The organism is Microvenator marinus (genome assembly GCF_007993755.1).
GTDB lineage: Bacteria > Myxococcota_A > Bradymonadia > Bradymonadales > Bradymonadaceae > Allomicrovenator > Allomicrovenator marinus.
This window is the reverse complement of sequence record NZ_CP042467.1, coordinates 3,612,470-3,628,883: the sequence shown is the minus strand read 5'-3', so window position 1 is coordinate 3,628,883 and position 16,414 is coordinate 3,612,470. Positions and strand designations below refer to the sequence as shown.

At 55.9% G+C, this 16,414-nt stretch carries 15 protein-coding genes and 1 pseudogene; 5 read left to right on the top strand and 11 right to left on the bottom strand.

Going from position 1 to position 16,414, the window contains the following annotated elements; genetic code table 11:
• Window positions 1–14 precede the first annotated feature (14 nt).
• Window positions 15–266 carry a hypothetical protein gene (locus FRD01_RS14840; protein WP_249755645.1) on the top strand — a complete coding sequence of 84 codons (252 nt, stop codon included), beginning with the start codon at window positions 15–17 and terminating at the stop codon, window positions 264–266.
• Here the strand turns inward: FRD01_RS14840 and FRD01_RS14835 are convergent.
• The 9 genes and pseudogenes from FRD01_RS14835 to FRD01_RS25005 all read right to left on the bottom strand — a co-directional run.
• The gene (locus FRD01_RS14835; RefSeq protein WP_146960948.1) at window positions 238–849 is read right to left on the bottom strand and encodes a glutathione S-transferase family protein; all 612 of its coding nucleotides are present in this window, start codon (window positions 847–849) and stop codon (window positions 238–240) included. The genes FRD01_RS14840 and FRD01_RS14835 overlap by 29 nt on opposite strands.
• 15 nt (window positions 850–864) lie before the next feature.
• Window positions 865–1,668, bottom strand: coding sequence for an ASH domain-containing protein (locus FRD01_RS14830; RefSeq protein ID WP_146960946.1), 804 nt, complete (start codon window positions 1,666–1,668; stop codon window positions 865–867).
• Window positions 1,669–1,744: 76 nt separating this feature from the next.
• Complete coding sequence (locus tag FRD01_RS14825; RefSeq protein ID WP_146960944.1) at window positions 1,745–2,101, bottom strand: hypothetical protein; 357 nt, start codon at window positions 2,099–2,101, stop codon at window positions 1,745–1,747.
• A complete protein-coding gene (locus FRD01_RS14820) occupies window positions 2,098–4,533 on the bottom strand; it encodes an AAA family ATPase (protein WP_146960942.1) in 2,436 nt (811 codons plus the stop codon). Before FRD01_RS14820 ends, FRD01_RS14825 begins: the two co-directional genes overlap by 4 nt.
• Before the next feature lie 115 nt (window positions 4,534–4,648).
• Complete coding sequence (locus FRD01_RS14815) at window positions 4,649–5,833, bottom strand: hypothetical protein (protein WP_146960940.1); 1,185 nt, start codon at window positions 5,831–5,833, stop codon at window positions 4,649–4,651.
• Window positions 5,834–5,998: 165 nt separating this feature from the next.
• A complete protein-coding gene (locus FRD01_RS14810) occupies window positions 5,999–8,470 on the bottom strand; it encodes a helicase-related protein (RefSeq protein WP_146960938.1) in 2,472 nt (823 codons plus the stop codon).
• Window positions 8,467–9,444, bottom strand: a complete 978-nt coding sequence (locus FRD01_RS14805; protein ID WP_146960936.1) for a nucleotidyl transferase AbiEii/AbiGii toxin family protein — start codon at window positions 9,442–9,444, stop codon at window positions 8,467–8,469. Before FRD01_RS14805 ends, FRD01_RS14810 begins: the two co-directional genes overlap by 4 nt.
• Entirely contained in the window at window positions 9,444–9,806 is a 363-nt protein-coding gene (locus FRD01_RS24390; RefSeq protein WP_249755644.1) for a type IV toxin-antitoxin system AbiEi family antitoxin domain-containing protein, read from the bottom strand. Before FRD01_RS24390 ends, FRD01_RS14805 begins: the two co-directional genes overlap by 1 nt.
• 273 nt (window positions 9,807–10,079) lie before the next feature.
• Window positions 10,080–10,220: pseudogene (locus FRD01_RS25005) on the bottom strand (hypothetical protein); the annotation flags it as partial.
• A gap of 200 nt (window positions 10,221–10,420) precedes the next feature.
• Here FRD01_RS25005 and FRD01_RS14795 point away from each other — a divergent pair.
• On the top strand, window positions 10,421–11,740 hold the full coding sequence (locus tag FRD01_RS14795) for a hypothetical protein (protein WP_146960932.1): 1,320 nt from the start codon (window positions 10,421–10,423) through the stop codon (window positions 11,738–11,740).
• Window positions 11,741–11,749: 9 nt separating this feature from the next.
• Here FRD01_RS14795 and FRD01_RS14790 read toward each other — a convergent pair whose 3' ends face one another.
• A complete protein-coding gene (locus tag FRD01_RS14790; protein ID WP_146960930.1) occupies window positions 11,750–13,450 on the bottom strand; it encodes a DUF262 domain-containing protein in 1,701 nt (566 codons plus the stop codon).
• Between the two features lie 128 nt (window positions 13,451–13,578).
• Here FRD01_RS14790 and FRD01_RS14785 point away from each other — a divergent pair, with 128 nt between their 5' ends.
• From FRD01_RS14785 to FRD01_RS14775, 3 genes are read left to right on the top strand one after another with little or no spacing between them, the layout of a single operon-like run.
• Window positions 13,579–14,148, top strand: a complete 570-nt coding sequence (locus tag FRD01_RS14785; protein ID WP_146960928.1) for a hypothetical protein — start codon at window positions 13,579–13,581, stop codon at window positions 14,146–14,148.
• Window positions 14,145–14,522, top strand: coding sequence for an NINE protein (locus tag FRD01_RS14780; RefSeq protein WP_146963974.1), 378 nt, complete (start codon window positions 14,145–14,147; stop codon window positions 14,520–14,522). The genes FRD01_RS14785 and FRD01_RS14780 overlap by 4 nt, the downstream gene beginning before the upstream one ends.
• Window positions 14,523–14,570: 48 nt before the next feature.
• Window positions 14,571–15,275 (top strand): class I SAM-dependent methyltransferase, encoded by a 705-nt coding sequence (locus tag FRD01_RS14775; RefSeq protein WP_249755643.1) that lies wholly within the window; start codon window positions 14,571–14,573, stop codon window positions 15,273–15,275.
• On the opposite strand, the gene FRD01_RS14770 is transcribed toward FRD01_RS14775, so the two are convergent.
• Window positions 15,272–16,354: an alkene reductase gene (locus FRD01_RS14770; protein WP_146960925.1), complete on the bottom strand. Its 1,083-nt coding sequence runs from the start codon at window positions 16,352–16,354 to the stop codon at window positions 15,272–15,274. The two genes, FRD01_RS14775 and FRD01_RS14770, sit on opposite strands and share 4 nt — an antisense overlap.
• Window positions 16,355–16,414: the final 60 nt, after the last annotated feature.

Genomic DNA, 16,414 nt, shown 5'->3' with positions numbered 1-16,414 from the left:
ACTGGAGGTCTTTCTTGAAAGTCAGTGTCGAAATCTCAGACCCCTTATTTGAAGAAGCTCGGCGAGTCGCAGCCGACCGTGGGGTCAGCATGCGCTCGCTGATCGAGATGGGACTGCGGCAAATCTTGGCCGAGGAGAAGTCAAAGATGGAGAGCTTCCAGCTACGAGACGCACGTGTCCAAGGACATGGACTTCAGCCGGATTTCAGTTCGGCTAGTTGGAGCGATATCCGCAACGCTATTGAGCACCAAGTTTGGCGTCGATAGATCTGGCTTCTTTGTAAGCTGAGCGAGCGCGCAACCTTTCAGCATAAGCAAGAAAGGAAGGCCTCTCCGGAAGGGAGCCGAATGTCATTCCCCAGTCTACATGGGAGCCCACATAGACATCCGCAATCGTAAACCGGTCTCCACACACGTAATCATGCGCCGCAAAGTGTTGGCTCAAAACCTCCACGCATCCGTCATAGGTGCCGTATCCAGCTTGTCGCTGCTTCATCGCGTCGTCCCCGACCTCGAAGCCTAACGCCCGATTGATCACTGCCTGCTCAAGTGGGCCAGCCGCAAAGAACGACCACCTCAACATGGCCGCTCTCTCGGCCAGGTTTTTCGGGCCGAGCCCCGCCTTGGGGAAGGCATCGGCGAGGTAGAGACAGATGGCGGCTGCCTCCGTAACGATATTTCCTTCGTGCTCAATGCAGGGCACTTTTCCCATCGGGTTGATCGCCAGGTACTCGGCCGACTTCATTGAGCCATCGTACTCGAGCAGAACTTCTTCATACTGGGCCCCGACCTCGTGCAAAGCCCAACGAGCCATTTGTCCACGGCTCAACGGATTAGTGTAAAACTTCATTTTTCTCCCATCTCTCTACGGTGTTGTAACGCTCAGTGGAACCTCTTGAAGAAGTCCTGAATCACTGATGAACTTGATGCCGCCCGTCAAAACCCCGGAGGTTGTGGGCGACGCCGTAACTTCTAGGGTATGGACCTCGCCCTGGTCAAGGACGAGAGGTAGTTCGATCGGAACGAAACTAAATTGATCACTTTCAAGCTCAATAGCAGTGATAGTCACGGGCGTTCCGGCGTTCGCGAACTGAAGATCCTGAGTCGCGGTTCCGGCAATTTCGACCTCGCCAAAGTCCAAACTTGGTTCCGTATGAAACTCGGGGGATGTGGGCTTTCCTTCCGTGCCTTCCCAGTCGAGGCACGTGTTAAAGGCTCCGGAGTCCAGAAACGCGGGGATACCGCAATCGCCGGGGGCAATATCAAATCCCCCGTTCGGACCCTGAGTCCAGTCCCCCACCGAAGGCATACAATCGTTGTTGAACTTCGCGCAAAGTCCGTCATCACGCCTGAACACAGGGGTTAGGTTATTGCATTGCTCGTATCGCTCGCATGAGAAAAACGTCGGAATCGCGCAGAACTTGTCCTCTTGAAGCGCCGCCCCGTATTTTGGCCTACAGATCTCGCTGAGGAGGCATTGGTCCTCATCCATCGCAAGGCATTCGGCCTCAGTGGGAGCCACAACACACTCGGTGGTGAAAGCACACGTCTCGACCGCCTCACAAGCTTCAGCGTCTAATCCTTGGCAGGACTCTGTGCTCTTGGGCTCATCCTCTTGCCCGCAACCCACCAAGAACAACATCGCAACCATCCAAAAAACATTTCTCATTGTTCGTTCCTCCAATTTGGTGCCCAAGTAACCATGTTAAAACACCACAATGGCGATCGCGATTCAATAGATGGGTTCAGCCTAGCTTTAGAAACTTATCAACAACCTCGATCCATCGTTCCACCTCGGCTGCCGTGGGCTCGAGCGCGTACGCATGCGCGTGGCAGGCATTGGAAAGAGCGGACCATGTCCACGCGACCTGGCGGAGGATCTCTTTGTCTTGCTCAGCCGAGAGGTACTCGAGCGTGACAAGGATGGCGTTGAAATTTGGCTGTCTGATCTTGTCGTATTTCTTCTCCATGTGCTCCACAAGCGCCTCTTCGAGCACCTGTCTCGTCACAATGGCCGCGCTCCGCATCTTGTTCTGCCCGTCCGTCGGGGCGGCGCCAATAAGCTTGCGGGCTTCAGAAAGCATGAGCTCCAAATGGTTCATGTGGCCCCCAACTCTTTGAGCGCGGCTTTTGTGTCTTCGATGAGCAGGTTCAAATCGCCCGCGTAAGGCTCATGCGCGTGCTTGATGGTCGTTCTCAGCGGTCCAGAAACGCGACGATGATACTTGTTGTCCAGAGTTTGATACGGATCCGTGGCGACATTGTCCCCGAAGAGGGCAAGGCGCGCGAGGTCGAGCGTCTTCTTGGCCGTGTTGATGCGGGTTTCGCACTCCTGATGTGAGACACCGTTGTTGAGCATGGTCTCCCAGGCCATCTCTTTGAAGGCGAGTTCAAGGGCGCTGCGGCATAGGCCCGGCACCACGCGCTGAGCGATACGGGGCGCCATCTGATCTGAGTTGCTCGCAATATTAAGAGCATCCTCAATCAGTTGCCAGGCTGGCGATTTAGTGGATTCGACGCTGACTTTTGAACGTTTTTGTCTACTCACACTCTTGATATGCGCGGGAATTCTGAGTCGACGCACCGCGTCCACAAGTCGGGTGTCGTGGGTGAACACGATCACCTGGTGTGTCTTCGCAGTATCCTCCAAGACACGAGCTAATCCATCCACCTTGGCCGGGTCCATGGCCTGAACCGGGTCGTCGAGCACCACGAACGAAAACGGACTCTCATCCAGGGTCAGGCGCGGTAGGAATAGACTAAGGAGCAGTGAGTGGAGCTCACCCTGGCTCATGACCCCGAGCGCCACGGCCTCCTGGTCATCCACGTTCACCTTCATGTCCACCTTTCGCTTCGTCCCTTTGCCGGTAAGTTTGATGTCCTCGAGTGAGATATTCGATTGTTGCTTTAGAAGGTCCCAGATCTCCTGAGTGCGCGCCGCAATGGGGGCAAAACGCTCTTGTCGAACCTGATCTTCAAAGGCCACCAACCAGCTCTCAGAGTCCTTGAGCGCTTGGATATCCTCGTCCACCGTTTCCGCCTCTCTGGACGCATCTAAGAAGGTGCCCAGAGCCTTTTTAACGGGCCGCCACTGAGTTTCAAGGGTTTGCAGGATACTCTGCGCTTCGTCTCGAACCGCCTGATACGCGGCCTGCAGGGCGTCAAACCGCGTCATTAGGTGCAGCGGAAGCTCGCGCTCTGCAGGTAGGTCTTTCCATGCCTGAAGTGCCTTTGCAGCTACTTCCAACGAGCCAAGCTCCAACCCAGCGGGCAAAGTGCTCGCCTGTCCTACGAGCATCTGTGCATCACTTGCAGCCTTTCGAAGCGCAGCACGCGCGCTGGCCATCTGGTTCTTCTGGTCTTCCATGGACTTGAGCTTTGTCTTGGCCTCCTCAATCCACGCCGCGTCAAGCTTGCCCACCTGACACACCGGACAGGATTCGTTCTGCGTGCGCTCCACCACCTTGATGGCGCCCAGAATCAGTGAGGCCGCTTCGGTATCAATCGCCACCTGCGTACCCTCCAGAGACTCCAGATGTTTGAGGGCCTCTCGCAAATTCTCGGCCGCCTCCAAGACGCGTTCCGCGGGAGGGCACTTGAGTTGCGCCGCCGACTTGAGCTTCTGCAGTCGAGACTCATCTTCCGGCTCTCCTTCGATCAGCGCCTCGACTTCCTCGAGGTTAGGCTTACGAGATTTCAGAAGCTTGAGCGCCGCGTCAGCACGCGGATCGTCGGACTGCTCGGCCAATGCTTTCGCCTCAGCCTTGGCCGTTTTGGCCGCCTTCGCGTGGGTTTCTCGTTTCTTCCGGGCGTCGGCGAGCAGGCCCTTAACTTTTGTGAGCTCGTCCAGACCGAGGACCGCGTCCAGTGAGTCAAAAAGCGAGGCCGGCCCCTTGTCGAGCTGCGCACCTAACTCATTGTACGAGAGCAGCGGGCGAAAGGTTGTGACAGCGTCTTTCCAGCCCACTTCGGAGAAATCGGGCTCTTCGTCCTTCAGATGTTTGACGCTAAGCGTGGACTGATGGTGGTCGGCATCGTCCTCCCATTGGCGCTTGATTTCGAGGGGCGTCGGCTGACCATTGATGAGTAAAGTCGCACTGACGGTGGGGCGCGCAGCGCTGTGCAAGTTCTTCCAACCACGAAGCCAATCTGTCTTCGCGCTACGGTTGCTCCACCGGAAACTATCTCCCGTGAGAACAACTTCGAGCGCCTCGGCAATCGAGGACTTTCCGCTGCCGTTGCGACCCACCACAAGGGTAAGGCCAGGCCCGGGATGAAAGTGAACCACGGTCTTTGGACCGACGCCCCGAAACCCCGTGACCTCCACCTTCTTGAGGAAGGCCTTGGGTACTTCTGGGGCGTCCTCCTCCACGTGGGACTTCTCATCGAGTTCCTGTGTGGACTTTAGCGCGTATTCTAGCTCCTCGGCAGAGCTGAATGCGGCATTGATCAGCCTCGCGATCGCGGGATCAAGCTCGTCTTGGCGTGTCAACGCTTCCAACACAAGGTGGTGGAGTCGGCTCATTTCCATCATCTACCTCCGGTTCTCTCTTGGAGACTAGAAGGTATACGATAGTTCTTAGACCTACACCACGAAAGTTCGGCACGCTACGTGCCAACTCGATAGAAAGCCAGTCACTTTGTGAAAGTTACTGATCGCAATCTACCAATTGGAAGTCGCTTCGACGCATCGATCGTAGATTTACCACATTATCAATGATGTCAGATTCGCCGTAAGACACGAAGACTTCATCACCAATACCGGTGAATTCCACCTGGTCTTGGCCGTTGAGATTGAACTCCCCGTCTGCGATTTTACCAAGACAGGTGAGTTCTGTGGCACTGGCATCTAATACGTAGTAGGCCCGGTCATCTCGACCCGGAACCCGGAATGTGAGGATTAACCAATCCCCAGAAATCGTGTGGCTGAACGACCCAGTCGGGTCCAACATCAGATGTTCCACATCCCACATCTGCTCGAGCGTAGGAGGTGAACTCATAGTGAACACCGCAATCTCAGTAGAGTCCGAGCTCACAAAGATCCGCTGATTCTCTGGAGAGGCGCTCCAACGCGTATTATGAACATCAGCTGTTTCCGAGGCTCCAAGATACGCTGATTCAGAATCACTTGCGTTGAGGTCCCAGGCCCCAACCAGTGTCTTGCGATTCTCGACTGCAGCGATATCGTAAAGGATACCCTCGTGCACCACCTGACGCCCGAAAGCAAACGACTTCGCGTAGTCGTTGAGATAGTCAGCAGAGTCCAGGCTAAGTTCTTTAGAAACGCTCAAACCAAGGAGTGTGGATTCTACAAAGCCTATTCGCTCACCCCCAAACACCACGGCTTGATTTCGAAACCGATGCAAGCTCTTAGTTCCTGGATAGACTTCAAGGTTCGATGTAAGTTTAAGCTCACCATCAAACTCTGCGACTCCTGCGCTTGTTCCTGTCAAGATGAAACCCTCTCGCCAAGGAATCGAAGTTAAGTGTTCTAGTGACGTTGAGTTTTCAAGCTCAGAAGAAAGCACTTTCTCGAGCGTAAACCCAGACGTCCCGCCCGCGACCACTAGTTGCACTCGCGAGTTGACACCATCCACAATTCGAAACCCATGCCCTACCAAATAGGGGTCAAAACGAAAGAGAGGCACAAAACCGGCGTATCTGATGTCCTCATCATCGTTCGGCAAATCGGTCTCTGCGTCTGACCCAGTCTCCGCGTTGTCACCAGCGTCGACACAAGACACACAGGCATCGAATCCCAAATCGACTGTCGAGGGAGGTATGGCATCCGAAGAGCAACCTCCGAGAATCAATGACAACACTAAAAATCGCATGCGAGTATACTCGTGATGAAAGGCTCCCAGTAGTCGCTACTGCACACCTTTGGGTCACTATCCAGGTGATAGACCACAATCGTCTTGATGAGTTGACCCTCCTTTTTAAATTGCCATCGGAGAGTAACAGGCTACGGCTTGTTTCACAAGCGAATCGGCGAAGGATTATCGAATCATGACTTCGCGGCTAGCGCTCGAGAAAATCACCTTGAAGCCACGAAAACGCGGGACTTGACCACGCGCAGGCGGGCCAACTCGACGCGCACTTGCATCCATCGGTTTGAGCAGAACTTTTCGGGAAGCTGGGTAAACCTCGCATGCATAGAGGCCGTCCATGTACTTGAGGGTTCGTGGAAAGTCGTCGCGCAGAGTTTGTAGCTCCCAATCCGGCACGCCGGAAAGTGCCGCCACATCCGGCGCAACGTCCTCACCCTCCAAAAGCGCGAGGTCATCCGAGCGTTCAACTCCCACCACACTCAGGCGCTCGGCAAGCCAGTCCACTTCATCGGGCACTGGTCGGCTCTTAAGCTCCGCGAGGTCCCAGTGGAGCGTGTCATCTGTGGCGTGCCACGCCGCGAGGATGCGCCAGAGATGGAAGGCATCAGCGATGCGTTCGCGCGCGTCCGTTCGCTTCATCAAACGCCCTTCCAGAATCAGCCCGGCCGCCGCCTCACACAACGCCTCGCCACGCAAAACCTCTTCGCCCTCGTCCAAGACCACGCCGGCGAGCTCGCGGCGCACGGTGGCTACGACACGTCCGTGGTTCACCGTGATATTGGCCACGTCCACATTGCCGAGTTCGAGCTCGGCTAACACTCGAGGCCGACACGGAATCAGCATCCGCCCAACCCCATTGACGCCCGTACCTGACTCCTCGCCAATCCAGAACTGGTCTAGCAACGCCCCCGCCAGCGGCAATTCTTTGATGAGCCGACGTTCGGCATCGTGCGGCTCCCACGGCACGATACGTACCTCCACCTCACCATTGCTCCACGGCTCACCCTTGCCAAACGCCCGTTTGTTCTTGGCGCGCTCCCGCAGTACATAGGCTGCCTCCGGCACTCGACCCAAGATATGACGGGCGAGCTCTTCGGTGGCCAACGGCGCGTCCGAATCGCCTTGAGCATTTAGACGCGCGCAGCCCAGAAGCCCGCGAAACCGGGTCGCCGCTAGTCGCGCCTCTTTGAGAGCTGAGGCATTGAGCCGATGCTTGCTCGCATCCCCATGGCGCAATGCTACCAAGGCCTCGTCAACCTCGTTCGTGCACGCCCAAAAAAGCTCGCGCCTGAGCTCACCTACGGCTGCCGGCGCGGGCAACAACAACGCCCCGTGGGTTTGCATCAACGCCACCACATCAGCCACGGTTGCCCGAAGCCCCTCCGGCGGGTCATGAAGTATGCGAGCCTCAAATACCGAGACGGGTAGCTCGCCCAGGCGCACACCGTAATCCGTCAACGCCTGCGTGCCATCCACGATGCCGGCAGCCTTTAAGTGCGCACACGCGCGCTCCAAACTAAACTCAGGAGGTGGCGTAATCCACGGACAATCCGCGAGGTCATCGAGCGGCACGCCCGCGCGCGTCGCGGCAAGCACCGCATCATTGAGCTCCACACGCTCGATCTCAGGGCGAGTGGTGGCGGATGGGATCCAACGCTCGTCCCAGAGGCGCAGACACACGCCCGCACTCACGCGGCCGGCACGCCCGGCACGTTGGTCCATCGAGGCCCTAGACACTGGCACCAACGCGAGCGCATTTCGGCCTCCTCGGTGAATCTGCATGCGCACAAGCCCCGAGTCGATGACGGCGCGCACATTGGGCAACGTCAACGAGGTCTCGGCCACGTTGGTGGCCAGAAATACCTGCCTCGGCTCGTCTGGACGGCGGTCGCGCAAGGCACGCGTCATGTGTTCCGGAGGCAGGGAGCCATGCACCTGAACAAGCTCCGCGCCGCCAACTTGCGAGCGCAGCGCCTGCTCAGCGTCATTGATTTCGCGCTTTCCGGGCAAGAAGACCAGTATATCGCCGTCCGTAGATTGCAAAGCGGCCTTGACCGCACGCGCGACCCTCACCGTGAGGTCCACTGGCGTGGGCTGCACCACCTCGCCGGCGTACGAAATATCTACGGGGTACGTCCGACCTCCAGCTTCCAAGACATTCGCATCGATGCGCTGCACGAGCTCCGTCGCATCCAGAGTGGCGCTCATGAGCACGAGGCGTTCCTCACACCGACGCCGCAACAACATAACCGCCAAATCCACCTGCCAGCCACGCTCGTGAAACTCATCCACGATGACGTGGTCGTACTCAAAAGAGCCCGCCCCCAAGAGGTTGAGCGCCACACCAGGCGTCACAAAATGCACTCGCGTATTTGGCCCACAACGATCATCAAATCGCACGGTATAACCGATTGCCTCGCCCACAGATTCGCCACGCTGCTCGGCCAAAAATGTGGCAAGCGCCCGGCACGCTACGCGCCGAGGCTCTATCACCAGCACTCTTGCGCCGCCTTCACTGAGCCAGATAGGAAGACGCGTGGACTTACCGGAACCTGTAGGCGCGGTCACGATCATCGGCTTTGGCGCGGCCACAGCTCGGCGGACCGCCACCTCAATCTCATCAATCGGCAATTCAATCACGAAGGCCCCTTAGGGCCACGGATGTGCTTTTGTACGTTTAGCGCCTTCCATTTTAAGCCAGGATTCGCACTGATCTTTTGCTGCATTAATGGGTCAGAGGTGATGAGTGAAGGAGCGATTTCACCTCTCCCGTTCAAACGATCCAAAAACTCGTACTCAGCATCAGTAAACGGAAGCACATTCTTTAACAGTTCACGGGTCTCCTCCACCAAAGTGTTGGTCCAAGACTTAAGATCCTTTAGCTCCGGCCTGAAATCGCGATTCAGCGACGGGAGCAACTGGTTCCTAACATCCTCTGAACTAGTCTTTACGGCGTCCGAGGAAATGGTTCTCCAATCAACGCGATTAATCCCACCGTAAACAACAAATGCCAAACGAAGCAGCTCTTGGTCCAAGTCCGAATCGAGGAGCAGTCGCGCGTCAAAAATATCCCTCACTGCTCCCCGTGAGAGCAATGCTGCGAGTTTGCCAGCTGCGAGCTCATGCGTGTTTAGCACCTTGATACTTTTTGCCTGATCCCCGAGAAAGGCACGAGAATTGAGGAGTTCTGGCTCCCATAGCGGAACCCTTAGCAAGTAGTTGATGTCTACTTCCAAAGTTGAAGGCCGGCCGAGCACGGACGTATAGGAAAGCCGCCATTTACCACCAATGTGTTCACTCGGTGCTCGCTTCACCGAAAGCCCGTATCGCGCAGCAGTCTGGACCAAAGCCGCGTCTAACTTGTCCCGCTCGGCATTCATTGTGGCCATTTCCGCTGATCCAATATAGTTGATATCGATGTCCACAGAGAGCCGAGGTAGGTCGAGAACAAAGAGGTTCAGAGCGGTTCCGCCCTTGAGCGCTACACGGGGGCCAATAAATGGATGGGCTGACATACCGTTTAGTAGCCTGATTAGCATCGACACTTTTTCCAGAAAATCAGCGCTTATTGCGTGTTCGGCCGCCAACTCTTGTAGTTTTTCTCTTGTCAACATCAGGCCACCTCATTCCAACCTTGATTCAGGACAAATTCGGGAACGATCAGATTCCACGGGTGTACGAGCCGTCCGCTTCGACGAGATGTATCCATATAGCAAGCGTTTTTGGGAGCATGAGCCGCAAGCTCCTCCAAGTGACCTTGCTCCACGAAAAGCCTCTCCCGGTGCTGAGATAGATAGAACCCTAGCCTTGCTACTGTGGTGGCTGACCCCAGTTTAATCGCGTAAGAGACCAACATCTTCAGATCAAAGAATTCCACCATATCCAAGGAACGCCAGATTTCCTCCCATCCACCTCCGTATGCGGGGTTGTGGAGCATATCCACCATAGCGCGTTCAAGACTGGATACGCGTACCATTCCTCCGGCATAAAACAACGTCTCGATACCTACTCCAAGAGGGTCATCAAGTGAGGCAGGGGGACGCAACGGAACGTATTGTATGGGGCCAAACTCGAACGCTCGTGCATGGCTCTGCGTGAGGAATGTGATCTGATTCCAGATCGAATAAGAACGTCCATGAAACTGAAAAGCCGCGTGATGAGAAACTGCTGCATCCGGTGTGACTCTGGAGGCGATGAGATAGGGATCCACTCCTTCAGCTCTCTTGGCCGGAGATGAGACATACAGACCGCGACGTACACGCGTGATTCGACCGCTCTGTGAGTGACTACGCAGTAGACTTTCGACCGTGCGAGGGCTCCCCGTGCGGCTTTCTGCGTACTCCTCTCTGGTAAACACAGGATGAGATTGAAAGAACTCTTCGGATTTCATGAACTTGCCTCCAGACCTGAAATGATTCTAAGAGCAGATATTGAAGTGTCAATACTCGACATAAAAACGCATTTAAATTGCGTTTTTATGCATAATTCATTCAATCAACATTAACAAACATAGCCGAAACCTAAACCAAAGGGGCATTTGAATACTTGAGCCATCTTCACGTCCGAAAGGGCTGAATAGCTTGAGAACTTATGAGAATTTTACTTTCAGCAGTGCTCCTTCTGATTGCCTTTGACGCAAACGCGGAGACCTATAAGGCGCTCTCGGTATCCGGCCAGGTCGGAGTGGGCGCCGAGTCGGGGGCCGCGCCATCACAATCCGCCAATGGACTGGCCGAAGCCACGATCGGAGGCGGATTCTTCTTGGACGCCATCGGCCTAAATCCCTTCGGCGAAGGCCTCTACTTTCTGAAAAGACCGCTGCTTGGAGCCACCGTACAAGCCGCTGGTGCGGGCACCATTCAGTCGTGCGAAGGTTGTGAGCTCGCGCTCGGAGCACTCACCGCAGACGCCACGCTCCACGGGATTTATGTAGATGGGTCGGCGGGCTTTAAGTATCAGGCGCCCGTGTCCATGACGCAGCGTTTTTGGCGCTCCACTCAAGGCCTTGAAGAGCGCAGGCTCGGCTTTCATTTCCCAGGCGTGATGAGCGTGGATGCCGACGAGCCCGACTATCGTATCAAGCTCCGACTACTAGGCTTTGATACCGACCGCACCGAGGTGCTCAAACACGTGGGCCCCGAGACAGGTCACCTAGGCGACGACTACCGCTGGTACATCTATGGTTTTGCGGCGGATATCGACCTCGGCGACGAGTCCTATCACCTGCGAGGCGCGACCTATGAAATCAACTACTGGGTCTCGCCGCAGCCTCATACGGACGCCAGAAACGAGCCGATTCCGCTGGTGCGCGACTACCGAGACGGTGCCGACCGCGTCTCGTCTATGGAGCTCACGGTCGTCGATGTGGGCCGCAGTGCGCCTGGCCTCGGGGTGACTCGAGCGGCATTTGGCATGACCTTCCTTACGCCGCTAAACCCGGGCGTGGCAGATTTTCACGATATCGCGTTTAGTTGGGCGTTTGGGCTCGGTCAGAATGCGTTTGAGCTGCAGAGAACACTCTGGGACGGAGACGGCATCTTGAAGCCCCGACACCAGCCTTTTGGATGGAACGTAGAGCTCGGGAGCTTCCACCGCATCTCACCCTCGGGGCTCGCCGTAGACCGCGGCCAGAAGGTTCGCGCGGACCTCGGCTGGCGCATCTCAGACGCCCTCTACACGAGCGCAAGCGCCACGGCGATTCGAGCCGAACGTAAGCTCGTCTATGAACCGTGGGCCTTCTTGCTCGACGAGTTCGGTGACACGTTGCCGATGATTATGGGCCGGCTCGAGGTCAACGCAGCCTGGGACATCAACGAGTTCAGCACACTTAGCGCCTCCGCGTGGACGGAGAACTCGGACCGCCCTAATACGTCTTCGGGCTTTAATCTCTCCCTCGGGTTCAACTATTAGACTTCGCTTCTACAACTTCCAGATTCCAATGGCGAGCTTTGCTAGCTGCCTTTGGCGCGACTCCACACTTTGCTCGTCCCAAATCGGATATTGCTCTGGAATGGATCGCGTGATTTGAAAGTCGCTACTTGCATAGACAGTACTCTTCGATTCAAACGATTCGTTCCCAGCATTTCGATTGGCCTTAGACTCCAAGAGGGTCATGTTTCCGAGCCTATAAATCAGCCGGTCTTGCTTTGCCTCCGTGATATGGCTCCAGTCCTCGGAGGGATTCTGTGGCAAGATGTGTTCGATATTGTAAGTTTGCCCCTCAAGGTCGAAGTTTGCACCCGAAACCTGGCGCTCCAGCTCTCTAAGTATGTAGCGAACAAGTCGTTTAGTGCCGCTATCCGTGGTTCGAAACTCTTTTGAAGCGAAGCTTGACCTAAAGACTTGATCGTCGGGATAAACCTCGCTGAGTGCGTCTACAATCGCAGCTCCAGAAGAGAGGCGCCCTGAGCTGATTCCAAGAGCAACATCATTGTAGATTCGCTCTTGTTCGTGCGTAGGCAGACTGCAAATCACATTGTAGCGCATCGATATCACGGCCGTGACACGCACGATTCTTGAAAACGACTTACGGTCTGACTCAAAGAATCGAGCATGCGCAGCGAGGAGCATCGCCAGCGTCTGAGTGACGTTAAAAAGTTGAATGCTCGAAAACGCCTTGGATTCTTCAACGTTCCAGTTGGGGTCGGAAGGGTCGCGCAAAGCAGCAAACACCCCTGCCGCAAAATCAAGTTCTCGCATGAGCGCGAATACTTGTTCGCGTCCACTGACATGACTTCGAATCGTCTTAAAGAGTTCCGCCTTGCGGACTAGATTGTGGCGGCTGTTCCAGAAAACTCGCAAAAAATCAGAGAAGTTCTCTGCCCCAAGAAGTCCTACAATTCTCTCCCATCGCCCCTCCAATGCACTGAGTTCTGTCTCATGGCTATCTTCCTTGCTTATGATTGAGAATAGATAGTTCTTCAAGAGATCCGTGGCTGAAAGCCTCACACCACGCGCATTCAAGGTCTCAAACACCTTAAACGCGTTGAGTTCATCATTGACGGTAATGACCGTGAAGAAGAGCTTGTCCACAAGGGCGTCTAGAAACCTCGCGAGTTCACGTCCGCTGTCCTCGTCTCGACCGATCTTTTGGTCAAGTACATCCCGAAACCATAAAAACGCTCGGCGAAGCTGATGCTCAGAGGGGTTAAGCCCTCGCATCGGAAGTTTCTCCAACGGTACGAGATATGTCTGGTAGAACTTGTTGGAGTGCCGATTGAGCTCCAGCTTCGGAAGCGCCACCAGGCTTACGGGGTCCACGTACCCAATGTAGCTATTTCTGAGCTGATCTCGCCGTTTTGCATTGTCAGCTGGATCTAGATTGGCATCGATCAGATCCTCCAAATGCTTCAGTCCAGCGAGTATCAAGAGGCTCAAAGTGGTGAGCCTTTGTTGGCCGTCGATGATGTCGAAGCGTTTGTTATTCACCGACTGCAGTACAAGGTATCCCATGTAATGCGCCGCCTCCCCATGCTCCTCGAAGAGCGCACAGATATCTTGCCAGAGGTCGTCCCATTCCTCCTCTCCCCACGAATAGTCGCGCTGAAAAGCCGGTACGCGGTAGGTCAAGCCATTTCCCAGTAGCTGCCGAAATGTGGAGTTTGTCGTGTTGAAGTTCAAAGCAATTCTCCGCTGCCTGGTAACATACTGCGTACTTAGACCTGTGTCGATATTTAGGAAAAGAACCGCGTTGGCACGCTACATGCCAAACGACCTGATAGTGTTGCTCTGTCAACCGAGGTCGTGTCATGAAGCTAGAACTCAACGATATCAGAATGGACAGCGAGTCCGGAATCCAAATCGGCGAGGTCCGAAAGGCGTCTCTCGACATTGAGACGCTCGAGCAAGGACCCCAAACCCACACCATTGTAGCGGCGGGCTTCGTTGGAATGACGGCGCTGGGTTCTGGCGCGCTCGTCCTACTCGGCGGGCCTATTTGGCTCGGTGTCGCGCTGGTCCTAGGAGCCCAAATTGGGGCCGGAGTCTGGCTCTATTCTCAGCGCAACTCCCACGTAGATCGCATCATTAACGAAGCCAAGACCACGGCACTCGAATCCGCAAAAGCTCGGCTCGAAGCCTACCTCGACCAAGACCGAACCGTGAGTGAAATCTGCAGGGACCTCGGCTGGAACGAAGTCCATGCACTATGGGTCATCACCTCGCTCCTCGAGGCCAATGAAATCGAAGAAGACGTAGACCTTGAGACCGGTCATTTCGTCTACCGAAAGCCCGTCACGCTGGCCATTGAAGCCGACCATATTTCCGCCACCGAACGATATCGCACCCAACAAGCTCGCGTCACACAGGAGACACTATGAAAGATAAGACTACCGCATTTGTACTAGCTTGGTTCCTCGGGGGATTCGGCGTCCACAAGTTCTACCTCGGCGAGAACGTCGCGGGACTACTCTACTTCATTACGTGCTGGACGTTGATTCCAGCGGTCGTCGCGTTCTTCGAAGGCATAGGCTACCTCCTGATGGACAAGCGAAGTTTCGACGCGAAGTACAACTACATGACCTACCTGCCCGCCCATCCACAACAGACACAAATCGCGCAGAGTGTGACGGTAAACGTACCCACTCAAGGTGGCGATGTGGTCGCCCAGCTCGAAAAACTCGCCACACTTCGTCAATCCGGCGTCCTCACCGAAGACGAGTTTCATACGCAGAAACGAAAGCTTCTAACTTGAGTGGCAATCGACTATCCTTCCAGTTTTCAGAAGGATAGGATTTGGACCGTGTACACTGATTGGATACCTGCTCCGAATATCGGGAAAAACCCCGAGCTTTACGAGCTTGAGAACGACGCCATTGCGCGCGACGGTCGACTCGATGCCGCCCTTATTGGTATCGCAGATTGGACGTCAAAGGTGCTTCTGGATATCGGCACGGGGACCGGCTACTGGTTGCCTCGCTACGCAACCAAGGCACACGAGGTCATCGGTGTTGAGCCAGATCCCGGGCTTTTGCCTCGTGCCCAAGAACGCGTTCAAGACCTACCCAATGCGCGCGCGATTGCGGGCTCGGCGGAACATATCCCACTATCCGACAACTCGGTGGATATTGCGCATGCTCGATTTGCCTACTTCTTCGGCGCCGGCGCTGAAAAGGGGCTCGCCGAAGTTCTCCGAGTACTCAAACCGGGCGGATCTTTGGTGGTCATCGACAACTCGTGGGAGCTCGGTGACTTTGCGAAACTCCTGAAAATCGCGACCGAAGGCAATGCCGCGATGGACCCTGATGCGGCCCGTGAATGGTGGCAAGACCGCGGCGCCACGCGAGTGGATGTGCTAGGCGGGTGGGCCTGCAAGAGTCCTGGGGAATTGCAGGAGATTCTGCGCATGGAGTTCGCGTCTGATGTCGTGGATCAATTCTGGAATTATGAGCACGACGGTGGAGCCTCCATTTCCTACGGTTTTGCCATCTACCGAGTGAGAAACTAGCTCGCGCTAGGGTAGTCCGTGTAGCCTTCAGGACCAGGCGTGTAGAGCGTGGAGTAGTCCGGCTCATTCAATTCAGCGCCGGCCTTGAGTCGCTCCACAAGGTCCGGATTCGCAAGCGCCGGGCGTCCAAACGCCACCAGGTGCCCTCGCCCCTCTTTGAGGTCCACCTCAGCACGTTCGGCATCGTAGCCACCTGAAAGAATCAGGGTACCGCCAAAGGCATCGCGGATGGCGTCCTTGATGGCCCACGGGACCTCAGGCGCACCCATCGCGGAGTGGTCCACCACGTGGATGTACGCGAGCCCAATCTGGCCGAGCTCGCGGCTAAGCGCTACGTATTGCTCGTGCAACCCCTCGAAAGGCTTAAGGTCGCCGTTGGCACCGTACGGTGAAAGACGGATGCCCACCTTGCCAGCTCCAATGGCCGCGGCTGTGCGGCGCGCCACCTCGATGGCAAATCGATTGCGATTCTCAGCGCTTCCACCGTACTCATCGGTGCGCTCGTTGGCCGAAGGATTCAAGAATTGCTCGATGAGATAGCCGTTTGCGCCGTGCAGCTCGATGCCGTCAAAGCCGGCTGCGAGAGCATTCTTCGCCGACTGCACAAACTCCTCGATGGTGGCCTCGATATCGGCGACGCTCATTTCCTCAGGCACCGGCTGCGGCTGAGGTCCCTCCTGGTCCGTGTACATCTCGCCGGCTGCTGCAATCGCACTCGGCGCGACGATGCGAGCGTCCGCCGCCATATTCAACGGGTGTGACATACGACCGGTGTGCATCACCTGCAAAAAGATATGCCCACCTTTGGCGTGTACGGCGTCCGTCACACCTTTCCAACCCGCCACCTGCTCCGCCGAAAAGATGCCCGGCATGCGCGCATAACCAAGCCCGTTGGGGCTGGGCGAGGTGCCTTCGGTGATGATTAGGCCCACTGAGGCGCGCTGCTCGTAGTACTCGGCCATCAACGCATTCGGCACATTGCCGATCGCACGGCAACGCGTCAGGGGCGCCATCACCACGCGGTTAGGCAACTCGATTGAACTCAAACTATAAGGGGTAAAAAGGGTCTTGGTGCTCATGTGAAATCTCCATGTTCGACAATACGAACTGAGAACATGGATGACCCCCGTCACAACAAA